Below are 25,336 nucleotides of genomic sequence, written 5' to 3' on the forward strand. Positions count from 1 at the left end.
CGGAGCGCTCGCTTGCAAAAACTGGCTACGCTCATGCCCTCAGATAGACATCGAAGGTTCCCGGCGCAAATTCAAAATCTGAACCGGAAACTTCGATTTTCTCGATGGATGGAGCAGTGCTCAAAGGTTGCTGAGCGTCCGGCGCACCGCATTCTTCCAGCCTTTGAGTTTCCGCGTGCGCACCTCGTCATCCATCTTCGGCTCGAAGCGGCGGTCGCGCGCCCAGGTTTCGGCAAAGGCCTTCATGTCCGGCCACACCCCTGCCCGGCTGCCCGCAAGCCATGCGGCACCAAGTGCGGTGGTTTCGAGGATCACCGGACGGTCGACAGGCGCATCGATCAGGTCTGAGAGGCGCTGCATCGTCCAATCGGAAGCAACCATGCCGCCATCGACGCGAAGGACGATATCGCAATCGTCGTTCTTCCAGTCCTTGTGCATGGCATCCAGCAGATCGCCAGTCTGGTAGCAGACGGCCTCCAGTGCGGCGCGGGCAAATTCGGCGGGGCCGGTGCCGCGCGTCAGGCCGAACATTGCGCCGCGTGCTTCGGCATCCCACCAAGGCGCGCCGAGACCGACAAAGGCGGGCACGAGATAGACTTCCTGTGCATCGTCAGCCTTGTCGGCGAGCGCTCCGGTTTCCGGTGCGGAGCCGATCATCTTCAGCCCGTCGCGCAGCCACTGAACCGCAGCACCGGCAACAAAGATCGAGCCTTCCAGCGCGTAATAGGACTTGCCGTCCAGGCGGTAGGCGATCGTCGTCAGCAGCCGGTTTTTGGAGCGAACGATGTCCTCGCCCGTGTTCAAAAGCGCAAAGCAGCCCGTTCCATAGGTGGATTTCAGCATGCCGGGAGAGAAGCAGGCCTGGCCGATGACGGCAGCGTGCTGATCTCCGGCGACACCCAGGATCGGAATTTCCGCGCCGAACAGGTCAGCATCGGCAATGCCGAAGTCCGCGGCGCAATCCAGAACTTCCGGCAGGACGGATTTCGGCACGTCGAGAATGTCGAGGAGTTCCTTGTCCCAGACATTCTTCTCGATGTTGAACATCAGCGTGCGCGAGGCATTGGTGGCGTCGGTCACGAAAGACTTGCCGCCCGTCAGCCGCCAGATGAGGAAGGTATCGACCGTGCCGAAGCAAAGCTCGCCCTTCTCCGCCCTCTTGCGCGCGCCCTTCACATTGGAGAGCAGCCAGGACAGCTTGGTACCGGAGAAGTACGGGTCGAGCAGCAGACCGGTGCGCTTGGCGAAGACCTTCTCATGTCCGGCCTTCTTCAGCTTGTCGCAAAGCTTGCTCGTGCGCCTGTCCTGCCAGACGATGGCATTGTGCAACGGCTTACCGGTTTCGCGATCCCAGATCAGCGTCGTCTCACGCTGGTTGGTGATGCCGATGGCGGCAATGTCAGATGCCTCAAGATTGGCTTTCTTGAGAGCCTCCTTGATCGACCAGACGACCGTTTCCCAGATTTCCTCCGGGTCGTGCTCCACCCAACCGGAATTCGGGAAAATCTGCCGGAACTCCTTCTGGCCTGTCCCGGCTACCTTCATGGACTCATCGAAGATGATCGCGCGCGTGGACGTGGTGCCCTGGTCAATGGCGATAACGTAGCCGCCCATTCATTCCTCCCTGAAATCAGTCGCGCGCACCACAATATGCTCAACAGACAAAGTCAAGCCACAGCGGCGTCGGTTTCGAATCCAATTGCCAGTTCCCCCGGTTTGAGCATAACGTGCTGTAAAGTCTTGCATCGACGTCGAAAAAAGGGGAACGCATGCTAAGGACAGTGATCGTTACGGGCTCGACCAGCGGAATTGGCTTGGGCATCGCGCAAGCCTTCGCAAATAATGGCTGCAACGTCATGCTGAACGGCTTCGGCGATCCCGACGACATCGAAAGCAACAGGCTGTTGATGGAGGCGGAAAGCGGCACGCGCGTGCTCTATCACCCCGCCGACATGACAAAGCCGGACGAGATTTTCGATCTCGTCAAAACCACGCAGGAGAAGCTCGGCTCGGTGGATGTGCTGGTCAACAATGCGGGCGTCCAGCATGTGGCACCAGTAGACGAGTTTCCGCCGGAAGAGTGGGACCGCATCATCGCCATCAATCTGACAAGCGCCTTTCACACCATGCGCGCTGTCATCCCGCTGATGAAGGCTGCCGGCAAAGGACGCATCATCAACATTGCGTCGGCCCACGGACTTGTCGCCTCGCCATTCAAATCTGCCTATGTTGCGGCAAAACATGGTATCATGGGCCTGACGAAATCCGCAGCACTGGAGCTGGCCGAAACCGGCATCACCGTGAATGCCATCTGCCCAGGCTATGTGCTGACATCGCTGGTGGAAAAACAGATACCGGATACGGCCAAGGCCCGCGGTATCAGTGAAGAGGCGGTCAAGAACGACGTGCTCTTGCGCCTGCAGGCCACCAAGGAATTCGTGGCCGTGGAAGATGTGGCGGCAACGGCGCTCTTTCTCGCAAGTGACGCGGCAAAGCAGATCACCGGCACGCATATTTCCATCGACGGCGGCTGGACCGCGCAGTAGATCGAACACCACAATTCATTCGGGCCGAACCCGAAACCGGAACAAAGACGAAGGCAGTGCATGAAAGACGCAATCAGCTTCATCCTCAATAACGAGACAATCACTCTGTCGGACTTCGCGCCGACGGAAACCCTGCTCGACTATCTGAGGCTGCGCAAACGCCTGACGGGCACGAAGGAAGGCTGTGCCGAGGGCGACTGTGGCGCCTGCACCGTGCTGATCGGCAGGCTCCTGGAAGGCTCGCTGCGCTATGAAAGCGTCAATGCCTGCATCCGTTTCTTAGGCTCGCTGCATGGCACGCATATCGTCACGGTGGAGCATCTGGCCGGCAAGGACGGTACGCTCCACCCGGTTCAGCAGGCCATGGTGGATTATCATGGCTCGCAATGCGGCTTTTGCACGCCGGGCTTCGTCATGTCGCTTTACGGTCTCTGGCTGTCCAGCAGCAAGCCCTCGCGCGCCGATATCGAAAAGGCGCTGCAAGGCAATCTCTGTCGGTGCACCGGCTATGAGCCCATCGTCAAAGCCGCCGAAAGCGTGACCGCTGCCAGGCCAAGCACGCTGTTCGACCCGATCGAAAGCGACCGCGCCACCATCATGTCGCGCCTCTGGGGCATTCAGCAGACCGACACGATTACCGTCACCAAGGACGGCCATCGCACCATCATTCCGGGCAATCTCACCGAGCTTGCCAATGCCTATGCCGCAGAGCCGAAGGCGACCATCGTTGCCGGATCGACGGATGTGGGTCTTTGGGTCACCAAGCAGATGCGGGAGCTTAAGACCGTCATCTTCATCAATCACCTGAGCGAGCTGCAGTCGATCTCGGTTGCTGACGGTAGGATTTCGATTGGCGCTGGCGTGACTTACGCCCAGGCCTTCGACACGCTTGCAGACAACATCCGGGCTTTCGGTCGGCTGATCGATCGCCTCGGCGGACAGCAGGTGCGCAATATGGGAACGATCGGCGGCAACATCGCCAACGGCTCGCCCATCGGCGATACGCCCCCGCCGCTCATTGCGCTCGGTGCTGTGCTGACGCTGCGCTCGTCCTCCGGCAGCCGCTCGATGCCGCTCGAAACTTTCTTCATCGAGTACGGCAAGCAGGACCGGCTTCCCGGCGAATTCGTCGAGAAGATCGAGGTGCCCTTGCCAACAAATGACAGCCACTTCGCCATCTACAAGATCTCCAAACGTCGCGACGAGGACATCTCGGCACTCTGCGCCGCCTATCATCTGACCCTTGGCGAAGACGGCATCGTGCAGGATATCCGCATCGCCTTTGGCGGCATGGCCGGCACGCCGAAGCGGGCGAAGGCTCTGGAAGAGGCGCTGAAGGGCAAGGCCTGGACGCAGGACACCATCGATGCCGCGCGCGATACGATCGACGCGGATTTCCGGCCGCTGACCGACTGGCGCGCCACCGCGCAGTATCGTCAGCTGACGGCAAAGAACCTGCTGACCCGTTTCTTCCTGGAGACATCGGGAAAGAAGCAGGAGTTGCAGCGTTTTGAGGAGATGGCGTGATGGGGAGCTTGGATCATTCCTCCCTCATTCCTGTGCTTGTCACAGGAATCCAGTGCGCCCAAGTCCTTGGGCGCGAAAGAGTTTTATGCGGCGCAGACGCGCCTTGGCTGGATTCCTGTAACGAGCACAGGAATGAGGGCGTAGGGAAACCCTTTACCTCTCCAGCGAGAAGAGAGGTCTGACACATGGACACCACCACATTCGAACGCGCCAAGAACGATGTCGATGGCAAGATGCATGGATCGCTGCGCCATGATTCAGCGCATAAGCATGTCACCGGAAGTGCCGAATATATCGACGACATTCCAGAACCCGCAGGCCTGATCCACGGCGCGCTTGGCCTGTCGGACCGCGCCCATGCCGAAATCGTATCGATGGATCTCTCCGAGGTCGAAGCCACCCACGGCGTCATCTGGGTGATGACCGGCAAGGATGTGCCGGGCGAAAACGATGTCTCCTCCGGCGGGCGCCATGACGAGCCGCTGCTGGCGGAGAAACTGGTGCAATTCCACGGCCAGCCGATCTTTGCCGTCTTTGCCGAGACCCGCGAGATTGCCCGCCATGCGGCGCGCAAGGCGAAGATCACTTACAAGGATCTGCCGCACTTCACCGATATCGACGCTTCGCTTGAAAATGGCGAGCCACTCGTTACCCCCGGGATGGTGCTACAACGCGGTGATGCGGATGTGGAGATGGATGTCGCACCGCGTCGCCTGACCGGTACCATGCGCATCGGCGGACAGGAGCATTTCTATCTCGAAGGCCATATCGCCATGGCAGTGCCCGGCGAGGATGACGAGGTGACGGTGTGGAGTTCCACCCAGCACCCAAGCGAAATCCAGCATATCGTCAGCCATATTCTACAGGTGCCCTCCAACGCCGTCACCGTGCAGGTTCGGCGCATGGGCGGCGGCTTCGGCGGCAAGGAGACGCAGGGCAACCAGTTTGCCGCACTCTGCGCGATTGCTGCCAAGAAGCTGAAGCGTGCTGTCAAAATCCGCCCGGACCGCGATGAAGACATGGTCGCCACCGGCAAGCGTCACGATTTCCGCGTCGATTACGAACTGGGCTTCGATGACGAGGGTCGCATTCACGCAGTCGATGCGACCTATGCCGCCCGTTGCGGCTTCTCGTCCGATCTTTCCGGCCCGGTCACCGATCGCGCGCTGTTTCATGCGGATTCGAGCTACTTCTACCCGCATGTAAAGCTTTCTTCCAAGCCCTTGAAAACCCACACGGTTTCCAATACCGCTTTCCGTGGCTTCGGTGGCCCGCAGGGCATGCTGGGTGCCGAGCGCTTCATCGAGGAAATCGCCTATGCGGTTGGCAAGGACCCGCTCGATATCCGCAAGCTGAACTTCTATGGCGAGACCGGTTCTGGCCGCACCACCACGCCCTATCACCAGGAAGTGGAAGACAACATCATTGCCCGCGTGGTGGAGGAGTTGGAGACCTCCAGCGATTACCGCGCGCGCCGTGAGGCGATCGTCGCGTTCAACCGCACAAGTCCGATCCTGCGCAAGGGCATTGCTCTGACACCGGTGAAATTCGGCATCTCCTTCACCATGACCGCCTTCAACCAGGCGGGTGCGCTGGTGCATGTCTATAATGACGGCTCCATCCACCTGAACCATGGCGGCACGGAAATGGGCCAGGGTCTTTACACCAAGGTCGCGCAGGTCATTGCCGATACGTTCCAGGTCGATATCAGCCGGGTCAAGATCACCGCCACCACGACCGGCAAGGTGCCGAACACCTCGGCGACTGCCGCCTCCTCCGGCACCGATCTCAACGGTATGGCAGCGCTTGATGCGGCCCGACAGATCAAGGAGCGGCTGATCAAGTTCGCCGCCGAAAAATGGAATGTCACGGAACAGGATATCGCCTTCCTGCCAAACCGCATCCGCATCGGCGCAGAAGAAATCGCTTTCAACGATCTCGTTCGGCAGGCCTATTTCGCCCGCGTGCAGCTCTCTGCCGCAGGCTTTTACAAGACCCCGAAAATCCACTGGGATCGCGCCGCCGGACGCGGCACGCCATTCTACTACTTTGCCTATGGCGCCTCCTGCTCGGAAGTCACCATCGATACGCTGACCGGCGAGTACATGATGGAGCGCACCGATATTCTCCACGATGTCGGCAAGTCGCTGAACCCGGCGATCGACATCGGCCAGATCGAAGGCGGTTTCGTCCAGGGCATGGGCTGGCTGACGACGGAAGAACTGTGGTGGGATGGCAAGGGACGGCTGCGCACCCATGCGCCCTCCACCTATAAGATTCCGCTCGCCTCTGACCGTCCGAAGATCTTCAACGTCAAGCTGGCGGAATGGTCCGAAAACGCCGAACCCACCATCGGTCGCTCCAAGGCCGTTGGCGAACCGCCCTTCATGCTCGCCAATTCGGTGCTGGAAGCACTTTCCATGGCCGTTGCCTCGGTCGCCGACTACAAGGTCTGCCCACGCCTCGATGCCCCGGCAACGCCGGAGCGCGTGCTGATGGCGGTGGAGCGGTTGAAGAAGGTGTGACGGAAAGTGGAGAGGGCTGTTTCGACGCTCGATCAGCATTACCTCGACCGCGATCTGGCCCGGTTGTATGATCTGGATAGCGGCTGGTCAGAGGATCGTGATTTTTATCTTCGTCTCCCCACAAGAGAGCAATGCCGCATTCTGGATATCGGATGCGGCACGGGTCTCTTAGCCGATGCCTACGCAGCGCGCGGCCATCGCGTCACCGCGATTGACCCGGCGGGTGCGATGTTAGATGTCGCGCGAGAAAAGCCGAACGCTGCATCGGTTGAGTGGGTCGAAGCCGACGCTGAAGGTTTCCGTAGCGACGAGCGCTATGACCTTATCGTTATGACCGGCAACGCGATGATGGCTCTCAAGGACTCGGCATCGATGCGTGCTTGTTTCGATACGATGCGATACCATCTCGACCGTGAGGGCAGCATCGCCTTCGAGGTTCGGAACCCGAATATCGATTGGTCATCGCAATGGGAATACGACATCACGTTGAGAGTGGATGACGCGATCGTCAAACAGAAACGACGTTTCGTCCGCATGGCCGGACCCGTCATGCATTTCGAGTTTGACTATGAGTTTAGCGACAAAACCTTCAAGACTCGAAGCGCGATCCGCTTTCACAGCAAGGATGAAATTGTCCGTGGCTTGGGCGACGCGGGCCTTCGGGTGAGCAGCATTGTCGGCGGCTGGCAACGTCAAGATTTTGATGCCGCTTATTCGAGGTATATGATCTTCACCGCAACACATGCTGCTTGAGCGCCGCCAATGACAGATTTCCAGACTCTCCTCTCCGAAGGGCCTGCGATCCTCGTAGAGATCGAAGCCGTCAAGGGCTCGTCACCGCGCGAGGCTGGCACCTGCATGCTGGTGTCGGCCACCCGCATCTGGGAGACGATCGGCGGTGGGCAGTTCGAATATATGGCGATCGATCACGCCCGTGCCATACTGGACGGCAGGACGGAGATAGACGTCCTGGACATTCCGCTCGGCCCGGAAATTGGCCAATGCTGCGGCGGACGAACCCTTCTGCGCTTTACCAAGGTGACGGAAGCGGTCGCGGACGCGCTGATTACGCGCATGCGAAAGGCCGAGGATCAGCAACCCTCCGTCTTCATCTTCGGTGCCGGCCATGTGGGCAAGGCACTGGCAAACAGCCTGTCGCTTTTGCCCCTCAAAGTCTCAGTCTTTGAGACCCGCCGTGAGGAGCTGATCGGCGTCCCCGGCACCGTTTCGACGCATCTGACGGCGATGCCGGAAGCGATGGTAAGCAACATTCCCGCAGGCGGCGCGGCGATCATCGTCACCCATGATCACGCGCTGGATTTTATGATTGCCAAGGAAGCACTTGGTCGGGACGACCTCGCCTATATCGGCATGATCGGATCGAAGACCAAGCGCGCCACCTTCGCCAACTGGGTCGCGCGTGAGGGGCATGTCGGCACGCTCGACAATCTCGTGCTGCCCATCGGCGGCACGCTAGTCAAAGACAAACGCCCCGCCATCATAGCGGCCTTGGTAACGTCCGAAGTGCTTCACGCAATTCAGCACTTTGCTGCACGGGCTCAGGTCCAATCCGGTTCCGCCCTTCGCTGAAGCCGAGATCGCGCTTCAGGTGGTCGCTCAACTCCTCATCGTGGAGCGTGTTCGACGGCGTGTGACCCTCCCCAAACCAGTCCGTGTTCCATAGCCACGCGAATATGCGCAGCCAGACGTTTAACGCCGTGGCACCCATCGTTCTGTCTCCTCAGGTGGTTTGATGCTGTGAGGAGAATTTGCTTGATTTTGCCGCTGATAACCAATGAAACATTGGACAGCATGAATAAAGAGAGCTTATCCATGAAGATGTCGAGAAACTTTCCTCTGAATGCGCTTCGCGTCTTCGAAAGCGCGGCACGGCATTTGAGCTTCACCAAGGCGGGTGACGAGCTTGGCATGACGCAGACGGCGGTCAGCTACCAGATCAAGCTCTTGGAGGATTATGTCGGGGCGACTCTGTTCGTCCGTCGGCCAAGGCAGGTCACGCTCACCTCGGCGGCGGAGAAGCTGGCGCGACAGACATCCGAAGCCTTGACCATGCTGGAAGCAGCCGTTGCCGATACGAGGAAGAGCGTCTCCGATGTGCTGACGATCTCCGCGACGCCCACCTTTGCTCAGCAATGGCTTGCACGGCGGCTCGGCAGTTTTCAGGAGGCCAATCCCAAGACGGCCGTTCACCTTGCACTCAGCAACGAGATCATCGATCTCTTGCGTGAAAACATCGATGTCGGCATTCGCTGGGGCAAAGGCGACTGGCCGGGGCTGATCTGTCACCGTATCATGCGCCTGGATTTTGCGCCCGTCGTTAGTCCGCTGCTGGTGGAAAAGATGGGTGGCTTGAAAGAGCCAGCCGACCTCCTGAAGCTGACGATCATCAGCCCGCAGGACCGGTGGTGGAAGCACTGGTTCCGCGAAGCCGGCGTGCCGGACACCGATCTCGACAGCCGTACCGGCAGCAGCTTCGGCTTTCAGTATCTCGAAGCCGCGGCAGCCATGGCAGGACATGGCGTCGCCATCGTCAACCCCACCCATTTTGCCGAGGATATGGCCGCCGGGCGACTGATCCAGCCCTTCGACCTCGTCTGCAATGACGGGCACGACTACTGGCTGGTCTATCCGGAAAGCCGCCGCAATGTGCCGAAGATCAAGATCTTCAGGGACTGGATCCTCTCGGAATTTGCCGACGCTGTTTGAGGGAGGCAAATGACCTGCCTAAACCGCACGACATTCCTGCGCAAAACACCGCATTGCCTCTTCCATCGCACAACGATTTTTCGCATTGTGCGATGCAAAGACAGGGGAACAGAATGTACGAATACGCCATTGCGTGGGAATGGATGGCCTTTGCCGTCCGCTGGCTGCACGTGATCACCGCCATCGCCTGGATCGGCTCTTCCTTCTACTTCATCGCGCTCGATCTCGGGCTGGTGAAACGCCCGAACATGCCACCGGGCGCTTATGGCGAGGAGTGGCAGGTGCATGGCGGCGGCTTCTATCACATCCAGAAATACCTGGTCGCACCCGCACAGATGCCGGAACATCTCACCTGGTTCAAATGGGAAAGCTACGCCACCTGGCTCTCCGGCTTTGCCATGCTCTGTATCGTCTATTACGGCGGCGCCGATCTCTTCCTCATCGACCATTCGGTGCTGGAGCTCACGCAGCTGCAGGCGATCGGCCTGTCGCTCGCCTCGCTTGCCGTCGGTTGGCTGTTTTATGATTTCCTCTGCAAATCGCCGCTCGGCAACAATACCTGGGGCCTGATGATCGTGCTTTATGTGGCGCTGGTTGCGATGGCCTGGGGCTATACGCAGGTCTTTACCGGCCGCGCCGCCTTCCTGCATCTTGGCGCTTTCACCGCCACCATTATGTCGGCCAACGTCTTCTTCATCATCATCCCCAACCAGAAGATCGTCGTCGCAGACCTGATCGCGGGGCGCACGCCCGACCCGAAATATGGCCGCATCGCCAAGCAGCGTTCGCTTCACAACAACTATCTGACGCTGCCCGTCATCTTCTTCATGCTGTCGAACCATTATCCGCTGGCCTTCGCCACGCAGTTCAACTGGGTCATTGCAGCGCTGGTCTTCCTCATGGGCGTGACGATCCGTCACTGGTTCAACACCACCCATGCCCGCAAGGGCAAGCCGACATGGACTTGGCTCGTCACCGCCATCATTTTCATCCTCATCATGTGGCTCTCCACCGTGCCGAAGGTACTGACAGGCGAACAGGAGGCCGCTGCGGCAAAACTATCGCCTGCCCAGCAGATCTTCCTCACAGACGCGCATTTCGCCAGCGCTCGTGACGTGGTCCAGGGTCGCTGTTCCATGTGCCATGCCGCCGAACCGGTGTGGGAGGGCGTTCCCTTTACGCCGAAGGCTGTGAAGCTCGAGACCGATGCCCAAATTGCCGCCCATGCGCGGGAAATCTATTTACAGGCGGGCCGCTCCCATGCCATGCCCCCCGGCAACATCACGGCGATCACGCCACAGGAACGCAAGGTGCTGACCGCATGGTATGAAAGCGCCGTTTCTGAAGGAAAGACTGAATGAGCATGCTGCTGCTGCGCGGACGCCTTTTGAGCTTCAAGCGCGCCCCCCTCTCCATCGACGACACCGCAAGCTATCTCTATATCGAGGATGGCGGATTGCTGGTCTCCGAGGGAAAGATCGCAGCGATCGGCGAGTATACCGATATTCGCGCCAAGGCGTCCGAAGACGTGACGGAGAAGGATCACCGCCCTCACCTCATCGTGCCGGGCCTTATCGACATGCATCTGCATTTCCCGCAAATGCAGGTGATCGGCTCCTATGCCGCAAACCTTCTGGAATGGCTGAACACCTATACGTTCCCGGAAGAGTGCCGTTTTGTCGAAAGCGCGCATGCTCAGCGTATCGCAACGCATTTCTACGATGAGCTGATCCGCCACGGTACCACCACGGCGGTCGCCTATTGTTCCGTCCACAAGACGTCTGCCGATGCCTTCTTTGCCGAAGCCCTCAAGCGCAACATGCTGATGGTCGGCGGCAAGGTGATGATGGACCGTAATGCGCCACAAGGGCTGCTCGATACCCCCGAACTCGGCTATGACGAGACGCGCCAGGTGATTGCCGACTGGCATGGCAAGGGCCGCAACCATGTCGCCATCACCCCGCGCTTTGCCATCACCTCCACGCCGAAGCAGATGGAAGCTGCCCAGGCCTTGGCGCAGGAGTTTCCGGATCTCTTCATCCAGACGCATCTCTCGGAAAATCTCGACGAGATCAAATATACGTGCGAACTCTACCCTGAAGCGATCGACTACACTGACATCTATGTTCGCTACGGCCTGATGGGCAACAAGACGCTGCTTGGCCATGCCATTCATCTGTCCGATCGCGAAGCAGACGTTCTGTCGGAGACGGGCGCTGTCGCCGTCCACTGCCCAACCTCCAACCTCTTTATCGGCTCCGGTCTTTTCCCGATGAAGAAGCTGCAACGGCGTGAGAAGCCGGTGCGCATCGCGGTCGCGACCGATATTGGCGGCGGCTCCAGCTACTCCATGCTGCGCACGATGGATGAGGCCTACAAGATCCAGCAATTGCTCGGAGAGCGGCTGAACCCGCTGGAAAGCTGGTATCTGATGACCCGCGGCAATGCTGAAGCCCTGTCCATGGTGGACAGGATCGGCACACTCGATGCCGGGACCGATGCCGACATCACCGTCCTCAATGCCTCCTCCACGCCCGCCATGGCACTGAAGATGGAAGTGGTCACATCGTTGACGGAAGAACTGTTCCTGATGTTGACGATGGGTGACGACAGAACTGTCGTTGAGACCTATGTGGCAGGCAGCGCGTCAAAAGCTGCGCAGTAAGTAAAAAATAGACATAATACTAATAGTTGCATAATTATTCATTAATATTAATCAATGCTTATAATTATTCACTTCATTTAAACTATATTGTCTTACGTTGTGACAGACAAAGAATGGTCGCCATGATGGCTAGGACCCTTTGTCATGTGGAGAGTCTATCTGCCTTAATCCCTGCAGTGGCACCGGGTTCCCGGTTCCAAAAGTGCTGCCCCTGCGTCGTACAGGCATTTTTGATCGGAACGGAAGATCTATGTCATTTCTGAAGAATGCCAGCATTCGCACAAAAGTGTTGTCTCTTGTGCTGCCTCTGTGCGCTGTTGGAATGAGCGCCACGCTCTACATGTCCTACAATTACAAGCTCGCCGACAACACCTACTCAACCTTTATTTCGAAGGACACCACAGGGGCAACCGCGATGGCCCGTGCGAACAGAAACCTGACGGCCACTGCCTATGCCGCCTACCAGATTCTCGTTTACGATCGGGATAGTGCTGGCATGCAGAAGGCCATTGCTTTCTACAATGAGAGCAAAACGAAAATATTCGACCGGCTCGCAGCCGCGCGCGAAGGGCTGCCAGGGGAGCAGGCTGCCATCGATGCAATCACTGCTCAGGCGAAAGCCGTCGTTGCCATTACCGACCAAGCGGTCAAACTGGGTGCCGCGGATCAAGATGCGCAAGCAAAAGCAGAGCTGGCGAAAGCTGATGACTTGCTCATCCCGCTGGCTGACGAGGCATCTAAATTCCTGACACAGGAATTGAATGAGGTAGCAACGAGAAGCAAAGCTCTTAGCGCAGAGACGGATGTCACGATCTTCTGGTCGCTTTCCCTTGCCGGCTTAGCATTCGCCATCGGCATCATCGCATCGCTGATTGTTGCCGCAAGAGGCATAACGACCCCGATCGCAAATCTGCGCCAGCGCATGATTTCGCTGGCCGATGGTGAAACGCAAGCACCCGTTGAGGGCCAGGAACGCCACGACGAAGTCGGCCAGATGGCCAAGGCCGTTTCCGTCTTCCGCGACAATGCGCTCGACAAGATGCGGATGGAGAAAGAAGCCGCAGCCAATCTCAGCCTGACGGAAAAGGAACGCGCAGAACGTGAGGCACAGAAGGCCAAAGACGTGGCGGACATTCAGTTCGCCGTCGATCAACTGGCAACCGCGCTGAACAAGCTGGCAGCAGGCGACGTTGCCAACCGGATCGATACGCCGTTCGTCTCTCATCTCGATACGCTGCGCACCAACTTCAACAGCTCTGTCGGAAACCTGAACGATGCGCTGCGGGCCGTCGGACAAAACGCCCGGGGCATCGATGCCGGAGCCAATGAAATCCGTGCCGCGGCAGACGATCTTTCCAAGCGTACCGAACAGCAGGCAGCTTCCGTCGAAGAGACCGCCGCCGCTTTGGAAGAAATCACGACAACGGTGAAAGACTCCAGCAGACGTGCGGAAGAAGTCGGCAAGCTGGTGGACAAGGCGCGTCACGGCGCCGAAAGATCCGGCGATGTCGTCCGCAAGGCCGTCACCGCCATGCAGGAGATCGAGCGCTCATCGGGAGAGATTACCAACATCATCTCCGTCATCGACGAGATCGCCTTCCAGACGAACCTCCTAGCGCTGAATGCAGGCGTCGAGGCGGCACGCGCGGGTGAAGCCGGCAAGGGTTTCGCGGTCGTTGCCCAGGAAGTGCGTGAACTGGCGCAGCGCTCGGCAAAGGCCGCTAAGGAAATCAAGGAACTCATTACCAATTCCGGAACGCATGTTCGCTCAGGCGTGGAACTCGTCGACGAAACTGGCCGCGCGCTTGAAGTCATCGTCGGTGAAGTCCAGGAGATCAACCGTCACGTCAATGCGATCGTCGAATCCTCGCGCGAACAGTCGACCGGTCTCCAGGAGATCAACACGGCCGTCAACTCGATGGATCAGGGAACGCAGCAGAACGCGGCGATGGTCGAGCAGACGACCGCAGCCAGCCACAGCCTTGCCAAGGAAGCGGCATCGCTGAACCAGTTGCTGTCTCGCTTCAATCTTGGTGAAACGGCTGCTTGGAACCGCAGCACGGCAGCACCGGTAGCAGGCACACCCAAAGCCGCCACAAGCGCCTCCAAGCCTGCCGCCTCCCCTGCACATGCCCTTGGTCGTAAGGTCGCAAGCGCGTTCGGCGGCGGTGCTGCAGCCGCAACAGCCGCTTCCGCCAGCTGGGAAGAGTTTTAAGACAAGAAGTCTCCAGCGAAACACATGCGAACAGGCGGCCTTGAGCCGCCTGTTCTGTTTTTTGCCACCGTGGTTTTCTTGACGGCAGCTCTATTGGAATCGGGGATATCCTTCGCTTGAAGTCCAGAGTTTATCGATTTTGAATTTCTAATTTAGCGATAATAGGAACTCCTGCAGCGAATCCGACTTCAGATGAAGGGACACTCCCGTTTCAACAGCAGGGACAGATTTGAATGACACAGCTCGCCGATCACTATCGCGCCTACATTGCCTGCCTCAACGACCAACGCTGGGATGATCTCGAGACATTCGTTGCCTCTGACGTGACGCATAATGGCCGGAGGTTCGGGCTCGATGGTTACAGGAGCATGTTGATTAACGACTTCGAGACGATTCCGGATCTTTCCTTCAAGATCGGGCTCCTCGCCTGCGATCCGCCCTTCATCGCGGCAAGGCTGGAATTCGACTGCGCGCCGAAATCCATGTTCCTCGGACTTCCTATCAACGGGCGGCGCATTTCATTTGCCGAGAACGTCTTCTATGAGTTCCGCCATCTGCAGATCGTCTCTGTCTGGTCCGTGATCGACAAGACTGCGATTGAGGCCCAGCTGGGCCTCTAATCCGCCGCTTCATGCTCAAGGAAGACGTGCGATCACCTTGATTTCGAAGTCGAAACCGGCAAGCCAGTTTACGCCGACCGCAGTCCAGTTCGGATAGGGCGCCTGCGCAAAGATCTTGTCCTTGACCGCAAGCACCGCATCGAATTGCTGCTCCGGATCGGTATGGAACGTCGTCACGTCGATGATATCGTCAAACGTACCGCCGGCGGCCTCCAACACCGCCTGAAGATTGTTGAAGGCCAGTTCAACCTGCTTTCCGAAATCCGGCTCGGGCGATCCATCCTCGCGCGCGCCAACCTGTCCGGAAATGAACAGAAGATCGCCGGATCGGATGGCGGCGGAATAGCGGTGCATGTCGTAAAGGGCCTGACGGCGGGCCGGGAAAATTGCTTCTGATTTTGTCATGTGCTTCTCCTTCTTCAATCGGCCGGGATCGTTCACCTCGGCTGTTGGAGAGATAGCAATGACGCATAGATGCGATTAGACGTTGTAGTTGGGATGCGCTCATGCAAAATTCCCATCAATCATGCGTCCATCCCTGACAGAACTCACCGCCTTCATGGCCGTCGCCACCCATCGCAGCTTTCGGCGTGCGGCGGACGAGCTTGGAACGGCGCCGTCCACATTGAGCCACACGGTGCGCGCGCTCGAGGAACGCCTTGGCGTGCGGTTGCTCAACCGAACGACCCGCAGCGTCTCGCCCACGGAAGCGGGACTTTCACTGCTCGATCGGCTGCACAAGGTCATGAATTCATTGGATGAGGCGCTCGATGCCACGGCTGCCTTTCGCGGCAATGTGGCGGGGCGAGTGAGGATCAACGCGCCGCGTGTCACCATCGCCTATCTTGTGCGGGAAATCCTGCCGCTGATGACGGAGCGGTATCCGGATGTCGAGGTCGATCTCGTGGCAGATGGCCGGTTGATCGATATCGTGTCCGCGGGCTTCGACGCCGGTGTTCGCCTGATGGAGGCCATCCCGAAGGACATGGTCGCCGTCCCTTTCGGCAAGCCCGTGCACTTTCTCTGCGTCGCCTCGCCCGCCTATCTCGAGCGCGCCGGAGAACCGCTCACGCCGCACGATCTCACTCAACATCGCTGCATCGGCCACCGCCTGCCGAGCGGCAAGCTTTACAAATGGGAGTTCGAGCGCGCTGGACAAGAACTCACCGTCGAGACTGGCGGAACCGTGGTGCTGGATGACGAGGATCTGATGATCGAGGCTGCCGCAAGTGGTCTGGGGATCGCCTATGTCGTCAGCTGGATTGCCGAACCCGCCATCGCCGCCGGCCAATTGACACCGGTGCTCACGTCCTGGATGCATGCGCCTGAGAGAATGGCGCTCTATTATCCCGGTCATCGATCGGTTCCACCACCGCTGCGCGCCTTTATCGACGTGGTGAAATCCCAGCCGAGCGCATAAGCTGAGCGCGGCTGGTGGCTCTTATCCCGTAGGGAAGGCGAAGGAAGCCGGCTCCCTCCGCCCTGTTCACATCAGGCTCCGAAGGCGCCGTCGATCGTGTGCATCGCACCGGTCACGAAGCCCGCTTCCGGGCCGGAAAGCCAGGCCACCATGCCAGCCACTTCCTCCGGGCGGCCATGGCGCTTGATCGCCATGAAGCTGTGCATCAGATCCTTCATCGGCCCGCTTTCAGGGTTGGCGTCGGTATCGATGGGGCCGGGCTGCACGACATTGATGGTGATGCCACGGGGCCCGAAGTCACGCGCAAGCCCTCTTGCCAGTCCCTGCAGCGCCGACTTGCTGACCGCATAGGACGCCATGCCAGGCACCGGCATCCGGTCGCCATTCACCGAGCCGATGACGATGATGCGCCCGCCTTCCGGCATCTGCCGCGCCGCCTCGACCGATGCGTGATAGGGCGTCTGGATGTTGATCTGGAAAAGACGATCGATTGCATCCGGGTCCTGGTCGAGGGCATCCCCGAAGATGGCGATGCCGGAATTGACGATCAGGATATCCAGAGGGCCGCTCTCGCGCACCACCTTGATAACCGCATCTCTGTTAGCGCTATCGGCCTGGATTGCGGTGCTTCCCGTTTCGCTCGCCAGGCTCTCCGCCGCATCTTTGGATGCGCCATAGGTGAATGTGACCTTCGCGCCATCGGTTGCGAAACGGCGCACGATGGCGGCGCCGATGCCACGGCTGGCGCCGAGCACCAGAATGGATTTTCCTTCGAACATGGTTTTTGCTTCCTTGAAGATTAACGTAATGATCGATACATAAATACCCAAAGATCATCACGGTCAAGGCATTATGTAATGAGCGATACAAAAGTCTCCAAGCCCCGAGGCCGCCCGCGCCGCTTCGATCCCGATGAGGCCGTTGCTACGGCAAAACATCTCTTCCACGCGCGCGGCTTCGATGCGCTCGGTGTCGCGGAGATTACGGCGGCACTCGGAATCAACCCGCCCAGCTTTTATGCCGCCTTTGGCAGCAAGCTTGGTCTCTACCGGCGGGTCCTCGATCAGTACAACAGGACGGACGCTATTCCGCTGCCAGACCTGTTGCAGTCGGATAGGCCCATCGGCGAAAGCTTGACGGCGGTGATGGAGGATGCTGCGCGGCGATATGCGGCAGATCCCGAGGCCAGGGGCTGCTTGGTGATCGAAAGCACTCGCTGCGACGACGAGGAAGCCCGAAACGCTGCAAGGGTTTTCTATGCGGCGGCAGGCCAGGTCATCCGATCTCACATCGCGCAGAAATTTCCCGACAAGGCGGATCGGCTGGCCGACTTCGTCTGCTCAAGCATGGCCGGCCTTTCTGCGATGGCCCGCAACGGAGTAAGCCTCGCGCGCCTGCTGGAAATCGCACGGCTGGCGGGCAAGGCAGTCCAACTGGAACTTCATTCCGCGAACGGATGAATGCCGCTTTGCCCTTGCGGCACAACACGCGAAGTGAGCACCCTTTCCTGCCCGCTTGCGCAACGATTCCGGTGACATGGTGCCGAAATCCGTGCTATGGCCAACTGTCATTCAAATTTGAAGGCTTTATCCATGAGCAAAATCCTCACCATCGCAGACCTGAAGAAACAGGCGCAACGTCGCGTGCCGAAAATGTTCTTCGACTATGCCGATAGCGGCGCGTGGACCGAAGGCACTTACCGCGCCAATGAGGATGATTTTCAGAAGATAAAGCTGCGTCAGCGCGTGCTGGTGGACATGACCAATCGTTCGCTGGAAACGCACATGATTGGCGAGAAGGTCTCGATGCCGGTCGCACTCTCCCCAACGGGCCTCACCGGCATGCAGCACGCCGATGGTGAGATGCTGGCGGCCAAAGCCGCCGAAGAGTTCGGCGTTCCCTTCACCCTTTCGACCATGAGCATCTGCTCGATCGAGGATGTCGCCTCCGTCACCTCGCGACCCTTCTGGTTCCAGCTCTACGTGATGAAGGACCGCGACTTCATCAACAACCTGATCGACCGGGCAAAGGCCGCCAAGTGCTCGGCGCTGGTCCTGACGCTCGACCTTCAGATCCTCGGCCAGCGCCACAAGGATCTGCGCAACGGCCTTTCTGCCCCGCCGAAATTCACGCCCAAGCACATCTGGCAGATGGCGACGCGGCCGAAATGGTGCCTCGACATGCTGCAGACCAAGCGTCGTAGCTTCGGCAACATTGTCGGCCACGCCAAGAATGTGTCCGATCTTTCCTCCCTCTCGTCCTGGACCGCGGAGCAGTTCGACCCGCGGCTTTCCTGGAAAGATGTCGAGTGGATCAAGGAACGCTGGGGCGGCAAGCTAATCCTCAAGGGCATTCTCGATGAGGAAGATGCCCGTGCTGCGGCTGATACGGGTGCGGATGCCATCATCGTCTCCAACCATGGCGGTCGTCAGTTGGATGGCGCACTCTCCTCCATCGCCATGCTGCCGAAGATCGTCGATGCCGTGGGTGACAGGATCGAAGTCCATATGGATGGCGGCATTCGTTCTGGCCAGGACGTGCTGAAAGCCATCGCGCTCGGCGCCAAGGGCACCTATATCGGCCGCCCCTTCCTCTACGGCCTCGGCGCCAACGGAAAGCTTGGCGTGACGACAGCACTTGAGATCATCCGCAAGGAAATGGACATCACCATGGCGCTTTGCGGCAAGCGTCTCATCACCGATATCGATCGCAGCATCCTCGTTCAGAACGCCTGATTAAGGCAAAACCGCACCGATCCGACCTTCCGGCGCCCTCACAATGACGTGAGGGCGACATGCCTGAAGGCGGCTCTCAAGATGACGCCGGTTGATCTGCCGAGCGTATCTGTTACCTCCTGTGCGGACGCCCCGCCTTGTGTGGCGACCATCTAAAAAACCCCGAAAATTCAGCACTCGCAGATGGCCTTTCCGGGTGATTGCTATCGTGCCGAGCCGCCTCACATGCACGTCCGAAGCACTGCAGAAACCCTTCATCCACCCGCCAAGTCCCAAATCTGACCCGCCACCAGTAAGGGTCGATTTTCATACTTAATTAAGCATGAAGGCAGTCTTTAAACTTTGAACGGTTTTGTTGCCCGAAAGCGGCGTTACCTTATGCGGAACGGGCAGCTTCGGGACGGACCCACATTCGATGGGCAGTAAGGGGAATTTCATGTCGGGTAAGATCAGACGGGGAACGGCTGAAGCGTGGCTTTTCGCTTTGGCATTTTTCTGCGCGATCCTCACTTTCGGGGCAGCACCAGCGCAGGCACGCTATGCGCATATCGTCATCGATGCGAATTCTGGAAAGGTGCTGGATTCGCAGAATGCCGATCAGCTGAAATATCCCGCATCGCTGACCAAGATGATGACCCTTTATCTGACCTTCGAGGCGCTGCATAAGGGCCGCATCACCTGGGATCAGCGCATCACCATGTCGAAGAATGGCGCGGCGACCATTCCCTCCAAGCTCTATGTTCGCGCCGGCACGACCTTCACGGTACGCGAAGCCGTCTATGGCATGATCGTCAAATCCGCCAATGATCTGGCCGAAGGCATGGGCGATTATCTCGGCGGCTCCGAAGCCCGCTTCGCCGACATGATGACGCGCAAGGCGCGCCAACTTGGCATGACGAAAACCGTCTTCCGCAATGCATCCGGCCTACCGAACAAATCGCAAGTCACCACCGCGCGCGACATGGCGAAACTCGGCCTCGCACTGCAACGGGATTTTCCCCGCGAATACAAGATGTTCAGCTCCACATCATTCACCTTTCGCGGCAAGACGATCCGTGGCCATAACCGCCTGCTGACGCGCTACAAGGGCGTCGACGGCATCAAGACGGGCTACACCAACGCCTCCGGCTTCAACATCGTCAGCGCCGTCAATCACAATGGCCGCAGCGTCGTCGCCGTCGTCTTGGGTGGGCAGAGCGCCCAACGCCGCGACAATCAGGTCGTCGCGCTGCTTGACCGCACTCTTCCGAAAGCATCGCGCACCCGCAACACCGAGCAGCTGGTCGCCAGCGCCAGCACCAGCCGCACCTTCGACACGCCACCCTCCGTCGTACCTCTTCCGATGTTTGCCGAGCGCCATGACCCGATCGCAAATCAGATTGCGGCGGCAGATGGCATGATGGCCGATATGATGCAGACTTCCGTCGCAGCTCCCTCCGCCGTTCCTCCAGGCAGAAGCCGCTGGGAAGTGCAGATCGCCGCAACCGACTCCGAAGCCGCCGCCCTCTCCATGCTGAAATCTGCCAAGGATTCGCTATCCTCAGGCCATGCCGGTGTGGCACCCTATACCGAAGCGGTCAGAACCGGCGGCGCAACGCTCTACCGCGCCCGCTTCACCGGCTTCGACACCCAGGCAGAGGCGCTTTCGGCCTGCAAGGACCTGAAGGCACGCTCCTATTCCTGCGTGGTCATGACAAGCAACGGCTGAGCTCTGACAGCAGAGCTCCACCCAGATCAGGCCAGTTCAGTCCAACCAGCCGCTCTCGATCGCGTTGCCGACGCGGTCCATGCCATTCTCGCGAGCCAATGCCGCCATGGGGGCTGCGTCATAGCGGATATTGCGATGGGTCACCTGCCAGCCATGCGCGGTGTCTTCGAGAACCGCGTAGGCCGCCAGTCCATGGCCGACATCGACCTGGTGATAGACCGGCTCGTCATCCTTCCAGCCGGGACAACCCACACTGCCTGGATTGACGATCAGGCGACCGTCGGAAAGCTGCACGGTGCGGGCAATATGGGTGTGGCCGCAAAGCATGATCGGCTGATCGATGCTGCGGGCAAGCGCTTCGATCTCGGCGCGGGCACGCAGATGCAGCACGCCCTCCGGCAGGATGCGCTCCAGCCAATAGTCCAGATCGCCAGCCGGTGAACCATGGCAGCAATAGGCCACGTCCTTGAACACCATGTCGAATGGCAGCGCTTTCAGCCATTCGAGATCCCCTGGAGAAAGCTGCGGGTAGATCGTCTTTTCCCACGACCCCATCTCATCCGGCTGCTCCTCGATCAAGGCGCGGTCATGATTGCCGCGCACCGTCGGAATGCCTCGGTCGATCAGCAATCTCGCGGTGCGCCCCGCTTCCAGCGGACCGCTGAAACAATCGCCGAGATTGACGATGTCGGTGATGCCAAGCTTTTCAATATCGGCCAGCACCGCTTCAAGCGCTGCATGGTTTCCGTGGACGTCGGCAATCGCAGCAAAGATCATGACGATCAGCTCCCGCGATAGGTGGAGTAGCTGAAGGGCGAAAGCAGCAACGGCACGTGGTAATGCCCGGCCTCATCGGCGATGCCGAAGCGGATGGGGATGATGTCGAGGAAGGCCGGTTCAGGCAGCACAAAGCCTTTCTGGCGCAGATAATCGCCGGCATGGAAGACCAGCTCATACTGCCCCGCGCGGAAATCCTCACCCACCAGCAGCGGCCCACCATCCACCCGGCCATCGCTATTGGTTTCCACGCTCTTCAGCTTCTCGCGACGCTCACCATCCAGCCGGTAGAGATCGATTTTCAGCCCTTGCGCAGGCGTACCGTGGGCAGCATCGAGAACATGGGTCGTCAGGCCGGTCATGGACGTGGCTCCGCTATGAAAAAGGGTTGCTCGTAAAAATACTCTTCCAGATTGATGCCTGGACCATCGCGGTCCACCACCAGAAAATCGCTCGTTTCACCGATCGTCATCAGCGGATGGTGCCAGACATTGCGATGATAGTTCACCCCTTGGCCGGGCGCCGCAAGATAAGCCTGGGGCCGACCCGGCTTGCCACCCTCATCCTCCGCGACCACCACCAGAAACGGTCGCGCAGAGAGCGGCGAAAAGCTCTGGCTGCCAAACGGATGCCGCTCCATCATATCGATCGCATGGGGAAAGCGTCGGGGCGTGCCGCGAAAGAGATTGATGACGACGCGCGCGCCCTCACCGACCACATCGGCTTGAGCGAGCGCATGATACCGCTCGGTATTGCCGCCATTGATGAGGCGCATCGTCGACGGATCGGCTTCGATAACATCGCCAAAGGCACGAAAGGCTTCACGCTCGAGAGGGCGGATTTCCAGAAATTCACTCAAATGCTTATTCACCTTGCGCGCGCCAGTTTCGGATGGTGGCAACACCTTCTTGCAGATCGGGGATGATTTCAGTGACCGCCTGCCAGATGGCAGGCAACTCGACCTGGACATAGTCAAGCAGAATGAGGTCTCGCATATCTCTGATCGGTGCCCAAGGCACATGGGGATGCTGCGCCAAGAATTCCGGTGCCTCACCATCAATCCTGATCACGGCTTCGCCGATGAGAACCAAGCACAGCATCACCGCCATCTGGGTCCGCGTGTCGGAGAGGAAAGACGCCTCGTCCATGTCCCGCACGAAGGTCTGAACTCTCGACGCGATCGTCTCGATCGTCTCAATATGCTGAAGCAGGCTGTCAGATCTCATATCGGACTTGCTTCTTCTACGACCCGAAAGCGAATGCGCTCAGGAAGATCGCCCGCCGTGAGAAGATGGACATTAGTCCCTCTCATCATGTCCGAAAGCTCCTCCAGCAACCCGCCGAGATCGAAGAGGGTCGTCCCTGGCAAGGCATCGACCAGAATATCGAGATCGCTGTCCGGCCGGTCCTCGCCGCGCGCAACCGAACCGAAGACGCGCGGATTGGCCGCATTGAAGCGCTTGGTCGCTTCGCGGATCGCCTCCCGATTCTGCTCCAGCACGTCCGACGGTCTCATCGCCTAAATCCTTTGCTGGCGGGGAATATAGGGCGCAAAAGGCCGCATGGAAAGCTGCCGCATCAGGCGGCAGTCTCGGGCAACAGCGCGGAAAGGCGCAAGTAAGCGATCTTCTCCACCTGTGCGGTTGCCGTCGCAAACTCCTGTTCGGCATCGTTGTGAATGCGCTCTTCGAAGGCACGCAGAATATCGTCCTTGTTAAGCCCCTTCACCGCGATGATGAAAGGAAAACCGTTCTTCTCGACATAAGCCGTATTGAGGGCGGTGAAGCGCGCATGCTCTTCCGGCGTCAGCCGATCGAGCCCGGCACCGGCCTGCTCCTTTTTGCTGTCCTCTGTCAGCCCGCCGGCAATGGCGAGCTTACCGGCAAGATCCGGATGCGCCCGCAAGACGCCGAGACGCTCCTCATATGAGGCGGCACGAAACGGCACGCGAAGCGCCTCGTGAACACCTTTCGCCGTCAGCGGCTCCACCACAAGACCTGCATCATAGGCGCGCTCGGCGATGAAGGGAGAATGCTCGAAGACGCCGCCGAAACGGCTGATGAAATCGTCGCGCTCTAGCATCAAAGCGCCTCCGGCTTATGATGCTCGTGCCAGTGGCGCGCAATGTCGATCCGCTGCGGTATCCAGACCTTCTCGTGGCCGAGCACATATTCGATGAAGCGACGAAGCGCTGCCGCACGTCCCGGACGTCCGACCAGACGGCAATGCAGGCCGACACTCATCATCTTGGCGGAGCCTTCCGCGCCCTCCTGATAGAGCACGTCAAAGGCATCCTTCAGATAGGTGTAGAACTGATCGCCGGAATTGAAGCCCTGCGGCGTGGCAAAGCGCATGTCGTTGGTTTCGAGCGTATAGGGGATGATCAGGAATGGATCGTTCTTAGAACCCTTGACCCAATAGGGCAGATCGTCGGCGTAGGAATCGGAGGAATAGAGGAAGCCACCCTCCTCCATCACCAGCTTCAGCGTATGGTCGGACGGCTTGCCCTGATACATGCCGTAAGGCCGCTCGCCGGTCAGTTCGGTGTGCAGCCGCACCGCTTCGAGAATGTGCTTGCGCTCTTCCTCTTCGGAGAAATCCTTATATTCCAGCCAGCGATAGCCGTGGCTGGCAATCTCCCACCCCGCTTCCTTCATCGCCGCAACCGCTTCCGGATTGCGCGCCATGGCGGAGGTCACGCCATAGACAGTGGTGGTCACGCCAAGCGAGGTGAACATGCGCCAGAGACGCCAGAAACCGGCGCGCGAGCCATATTCGTAGATCGATTCCATGTTGAGGTTGCGCTGACCGGCCCACGGCTGCGCCCCAACGATTTCGGAGAGCAGCGATTCCGACGCCTTGTCATTGTCGAGAATGCAGCTCTCCCCGCCCTCTTCATAATTGATGACGAATTGCACGGCGATGCGCGCATCTCCCGGCCATTTCGGATCGGGAGCGTTGCGGCCATAACCAATGAGATTGCGGGGATAGTCTGCGGAAATCATCAAATCACCTTCACGAAATTTCGTGAACGGTAGCATCGCAGACCGGAAAGTCGAGAGCGTTTCAGCGCAATTTCACCAAAAGCGCCCGCTGCTTTTACGCTGGGCTGAAACGTCCAGCGCGCCTTGCAATCAGGCGATCTTGCGCGCCGAGACGCGGCCCATCGGATGCAGCGAATGCACCCTGAAAGGTGCCCCCGGCTCTTCTTCGACGAAGAGCGCCAGATTGGCGAACTCCAGCGGTCGCTCCAGCAGGGCGGCGAAAACGCTTCGCAAGGCCCGCTCCAGGCGAGCGCAATCGGCTGGCACGATGGCGCCGGTCAGCGTCATCTGAAAACGAAACTCATCCATGACGTAAGGGTGTCCCCAGCGATGCAGATTGGTCAACTGTGTAGCAGAGAGCCGGTGCGGATCGGCCCGGTCGATGTCGGCGTCAGAAAGAGGCGCGCGGTAGCGATCGAAATCCTGCACCACGCTCGCGGCGAGGAAATTCAGCGTCTCCGATGGCCAGGACGGGACGAGCCCATAGCTGTTGCCCAGCTTGGCGATTTCAAGCGGCGGCAGCGTGAAGGGCTGGTGCGCGCCGGCAAACCGCATCAGGTCGCGAAGAAGCCCGGCTTCGGTCATGCCTTCGGCAAGGTAAAACGGCGCCTTGATTGCACCGTGGAAGCCGTATCGGCGCGGAAGTGCAGTGAAGTAGGAGAGCTCCTGCATCCCAAGCCCGGTCTGCGGCGGTGGCTCGATGCTGTGGCCGGAATAGACGTCGCGCCCAAGCCACGATGCCGCGGCAAAGGTCATCGGATCGTTCGGGGAAGGCGTGTAATGAATGGCGTACCGCATGCGTCGTCACCTCGCCCCGCTCAACTGGG

Annotated in this window: 25 protein-coding genes; 14 read left to right on the forward strand and 11 right to left on the reverse strand. The window is 59.2% G+C overall.

Features of this window, described 5'->3' with window-relative positions; translation table 11 throughout:
• Positions 1–120: 120 nt before the first annotated feature.
• Entirely contained in the window at positions 121–1,614 is a 1,494-nt protein-coding gene (gene glpK / locus EYC79_RS19510; RefSeq protein WP_130979209.1) for a glycerol kinase GlpK, read from the reverse strand.
• Between the two features lie 155 nt (positions 1,615–1,769).
• Between glpK and EYC79_RS19515 the strand changes: the two genes are divergently transcribed.
• From EYC79_RS19515 to EYC79_RS19560, 10 genes are all read left to right on the forward strand, one after another.
• Entirely contained in the window at positions 1,770–2,546 is a 777-nt protein-coding gene (locus tag EYC79_RS19515) for a 3-hydroxybutyrate dehydrogenase (protein WP_130979211.1), read from the forward strand.
• A gap of 60 nt (positions 2,547–2,606) precedes the next feature.
• On the forward strand, positions 2,607–4,073 hold the full coding sequence (xdhA, locus tag EYC79_RS19520) for a xanthine dehydrogenase small subunit (protein ID WP_130979213.1): 1,467 nt from the start codon (positions 2,607–2,609) through the stop codon (positions 4,071–4,073).
• 185 nt (positions 4,074–4,258) lie between these two features.
• Complete coding sequence (gene xdhB, locus EYC79_RS19525) at positions 4,259–6,598, forward strand: xanthine dehydrogenase molybdopterin binding subunit (protein WP_165457080.1); 2,340 nt, start codon at positions 4,259–4,261, stop codon at positions 6,596–6,598.
• Positions 6,599–6,604: 6 nt separating this feature from the next.
• Positions 6,605–7,351 (forward strand): class I SAM-dependent DNA methyltransferase, encoded by a 747-nt coding sequence (locus EYC79_RS19530; RefSeq protein ID WP_245495322.1) that lies wholly within the window; start codon positions 6,605–6,607, stop codon positions 7,349–7,351.
• A gap of 9 nt (positions 7,352–7,360) precedes the next feature.
• Positions 7,361–8,188 (forward strand): xanthine dehydrogenase accessory protein XdhC, encoded by an 828-nt coding sequence (xdhC, locus tag EYC79_RS19535; protein WP_130979215.1) that lies wholly within the window; start codon positions 7,361–7,363, stop codon positions 8,186–8,188.
• A 243-nt stretch (positions 8,189–8,431) separates the two neighbouring features.
• A complete protein-coding gene (locus EYC79_RS19540) occupies positions 8,432–9,325 on the forward strand; it encodes a LysR substrate-binding domain-containing protein (protein WP_162686497.1) in 894 nt (297 codons plus the stop codon).
• Positions 9,326–9,438: 113 nt separating this feature from the next.
• Positions 9,439–10,686 (forward strand): urate hydroxylase PuuD, encoded by a 1,248-nt coding sequence (puuD, locus tag EYC79_RS19545; protein ID WP_062440127.1) that lies wholly within the window; start codon positions 9,439–9,441, stop codon positions 10,684–10,686.
• Positions 10,683–11,990 carry a guanine deaminase gene (guaD, locus tag EYC79_RS19550; RefSeq protein ID WP_130979217.1) on the forward strand — a complete coding sequence of 436 codons (1,308 nt, stop codon included), beginning with the start codon at positions 10,683–10,685 and terminating at the stop codon, positions 11,988–11,990. Before puuD ends, guaD begins: the two co-directional genes overlap by 4 nt.
• Before the next feature lie 250 nt (positions 11,991–12,240).
• On the forward strand, positions 12,241–14,205 hold the full coding sequence (locus tag EYC79_RS19555) for a methyl-accepting chemotaxis protein (RefSeq protein WP_130979219.1): 1,965 nt from the start codon (positions 12,241–12,243) through the stop codon (positions 14,203–14,205).
• A 233-nt stretch (positions 14,206–14,438) separates the two neighbouring features.
• Positions 14,439–14,825 (forward strand): ester cyclase, encoded by a 387-nt coding sequence (locus EYC79_RS19560; protein ID WP_130979221.1) that lies wholly within the window; start codon positions 14,439–14,441, stop codon positions 14,823–14,825.
• A gap of 15 nt (positions 14,826–14,840) precedes the next feature.
• Here the strand turns inward: EYC79_RS19560 and EYC79_RS19565 are convergent, their stop codons facing one another.
• Positions 14,841–15,230, reverse strand: coding sequence for a RidA family protein (locus tag EYC79_RS19565; RefSeq protein WP_130979222.1), 390 nt, complete (start codon positions 15,228–15,230; stop codon positions 14,841–14,843).
• 118 nt (positions 15,231–15,348) lie between these two features.
• On the opposite strand from EYC79_RS19565, the gene EYC79_RS19570 reads away from it, so the two are divergent.
• Positions 15,349–16,245 (forward strand): LysR family transcriptional regulator, encoded by an 897-nt coding sequence (locus EYC79_RS19570; RefSeq protein ID WP_130979385.1) that lies wholly within the window; start codon positions 15,349–15,351, stop codon positions 16,243–16,245.
• Positions 16,246–16,316: 71 nt separating this feature from the next.
• On the opposite strand, the gene bdcA is transcribed toward EYC79_RS19570, so the two are convergent.
• Positions 16,317–17,024 carry an SDR family oxidoreductase gene (gene bdcA, locus EYC79_RS19575; RefSeq protein WP_130979223.1) on the reverse strand — a complete coding sequence of 236 codons (708 nt, stop codon included), beginning with the start codon at positions 17,022–17,024 and terminating at the stop codon, positions 16,317–16,319.
• Positions 17,025–17,102: 78 nt separating this feature from the next.
• Here bdcA and EYC79_RS19580 point away from each other — a divergent pair, with 78 nt between their 5' ends.
• The 3 genes from EYC79_RS19580 (at position 17,103) to EYC79_RS19590 (ending at position 20,688) form a co-directional block, all read left to right on the forward strand.
• Positions 17,103–17,705, forward strand: a complete 603-nt coding sequence (locus EYC79_RS19580; protein ID WP_130979224.1) for a TetR/AcrR family transcriptional regulator — start codon at positions 17,103–17,105, stop codon at positions 17,703–17,705.
• Between the two features lie 132 nt (positions 17,706–17,837).
• Positions 17,838–18,980 carry an alpha-hydroxy acid oxidase gene (locus EYC79_RS19585; protein ID WP_165457081.1) on the forward strand — a complete coding sequence of 381 codons (1,143 nt, stop codon included), beginning with the start codon at positions 17,838–17,840 and terminating at the stop codon, positions 18,978–18,980.
• A 436-nt stretch (positions 18,981–19,416) separates the two neighbouring features.
• Positions 19,417–20,688, forward strand: a complete 1,272-nt coding sequence (locus EYC79_RS19590) for a D-alanyl-D-alanine carboxypeptidase (RefSeq protein ID WP_062426619.1) — start codon at positions 19,417–19,419, stop codon at positions 20,686–20,688.
• A 36-nt stretch (positions 20,689–20,724) separates the two neighbouring features.
• Here EYC79_RS19590 and EYC79_RS19595 read toward each other — a convergent pair whose 3' ends face one another.
• The 8 genes from EYC79_RS19595 to EYC79_RS19630 form a co-directional block, all read right to left on the reverse strand.
• Positions 20,725–21,465: a metallophosphoesterase family protein gene (locus EYC79_RS19595; RefSeq protein ID WP_130979226.1), complete on the reverse strand. Its 741-nt coding sequence runs from the start codon at positions 21,463–21,465 to the stop codon at positions 20,725–20,727.
• Positions 21,466–21,470: 5 nt separating this feature from the next.
• Complete coding sequence (gene uraH, locus EYC79_RS19600; RefSeq protein ID WP_130979227.1) at positions 21,471–21,827, reverse strand: hydroxyisourate hydrolase; 357 nt, start codon at positions 21,825–21,827, stop codon at positions 21,471–21,473.
• Entirely contained in the window at positions 21,824–22,324 is a 501-nt protein-coding gene (locus EYC79_RS19605) for an ureidoglycolate lyase (protein WP_111850409.1), read from the reverse strand. Before EYC79_RS19605 ends, uraH begins: the two co-directional genes overlap by 4 nt.
• Before the next feature lie 4 nt (positions 22,325–22,328).
• Positions 22,329–22,691 (reverse strand): HepT-like ribonuclease domain-containing protein, encoded by a 363-nt coding sequence (locus tag EYC79_RS19610; RefSeq protein WP_130979228.1) that lies wholly within the window; start codon positions 22,689–22,691, stop codon positions 22,329–22,331.
• Complete coding sequence (locus tag EYC79_RS19615) at positions 22,688–22,981, reverse strand: nucleotidyltransferase family protein (protein WP_130979229.1); 294 nt, start codon at positions 22,979–22,981, stop codon at positions 22,688–22,690. The genes EYC79_RS19610 and EYC79_RS19615 overlap by 4 nt, the downstream gene beginning before the upstream one ends.
• A 62-nt stretch (positions 22,982–23,043) precedes the next feature.
• The gene (uraD, locus tag EYC79_RS19620) at positions 23,044–23,547 is read right to left on the reverse strand and encodes a 2-oxo-4-hydroxy-4-carboxy-5-ureidoimidazoline decarboxylase (RefSeq protein WP_130979230.1); all 504 of its coding nucleotides are present in this window, start codon (positions 23,545–23,547) and stop codon (positions 23,044–23,046) included.
• On the reverse strand, positions 23,547–24,470 hold the full coding sequence (gene puuE, locus EYC79_RS19625) for an allantoinase PuuE (protein WP_130979231.1): 924 nt from the start codon (positions 24,468–24,470) through the stop codon (positions 23,547–23,549). Before puuE ends, uraD begins: the two co-directional genes overlap by 1 nt.
• A gap of 129 nt (positions 24,471–24,599) precedes the next feature.
• Entirely contained in the window at positions 24,600–25,307 is a 708-nt protein-coding gene (locus EYC79_RS19630) for a DUF1045 domain-containing protein (RefSeq protein WP_130979232.1), read from the reverse strand.
• Positions 25,308–25,336 lie beyond the last annotated feature (29 nt).

Source organism: Agrobacterium cavarae, assembly GCF_004310285.1.
GTDB lineage: Bacteria > Pseudomonadota > Alphaproteobacteria > Rhizobiales > Rhizobiaceae > Agrobacterium > Agrobacterium cavarae.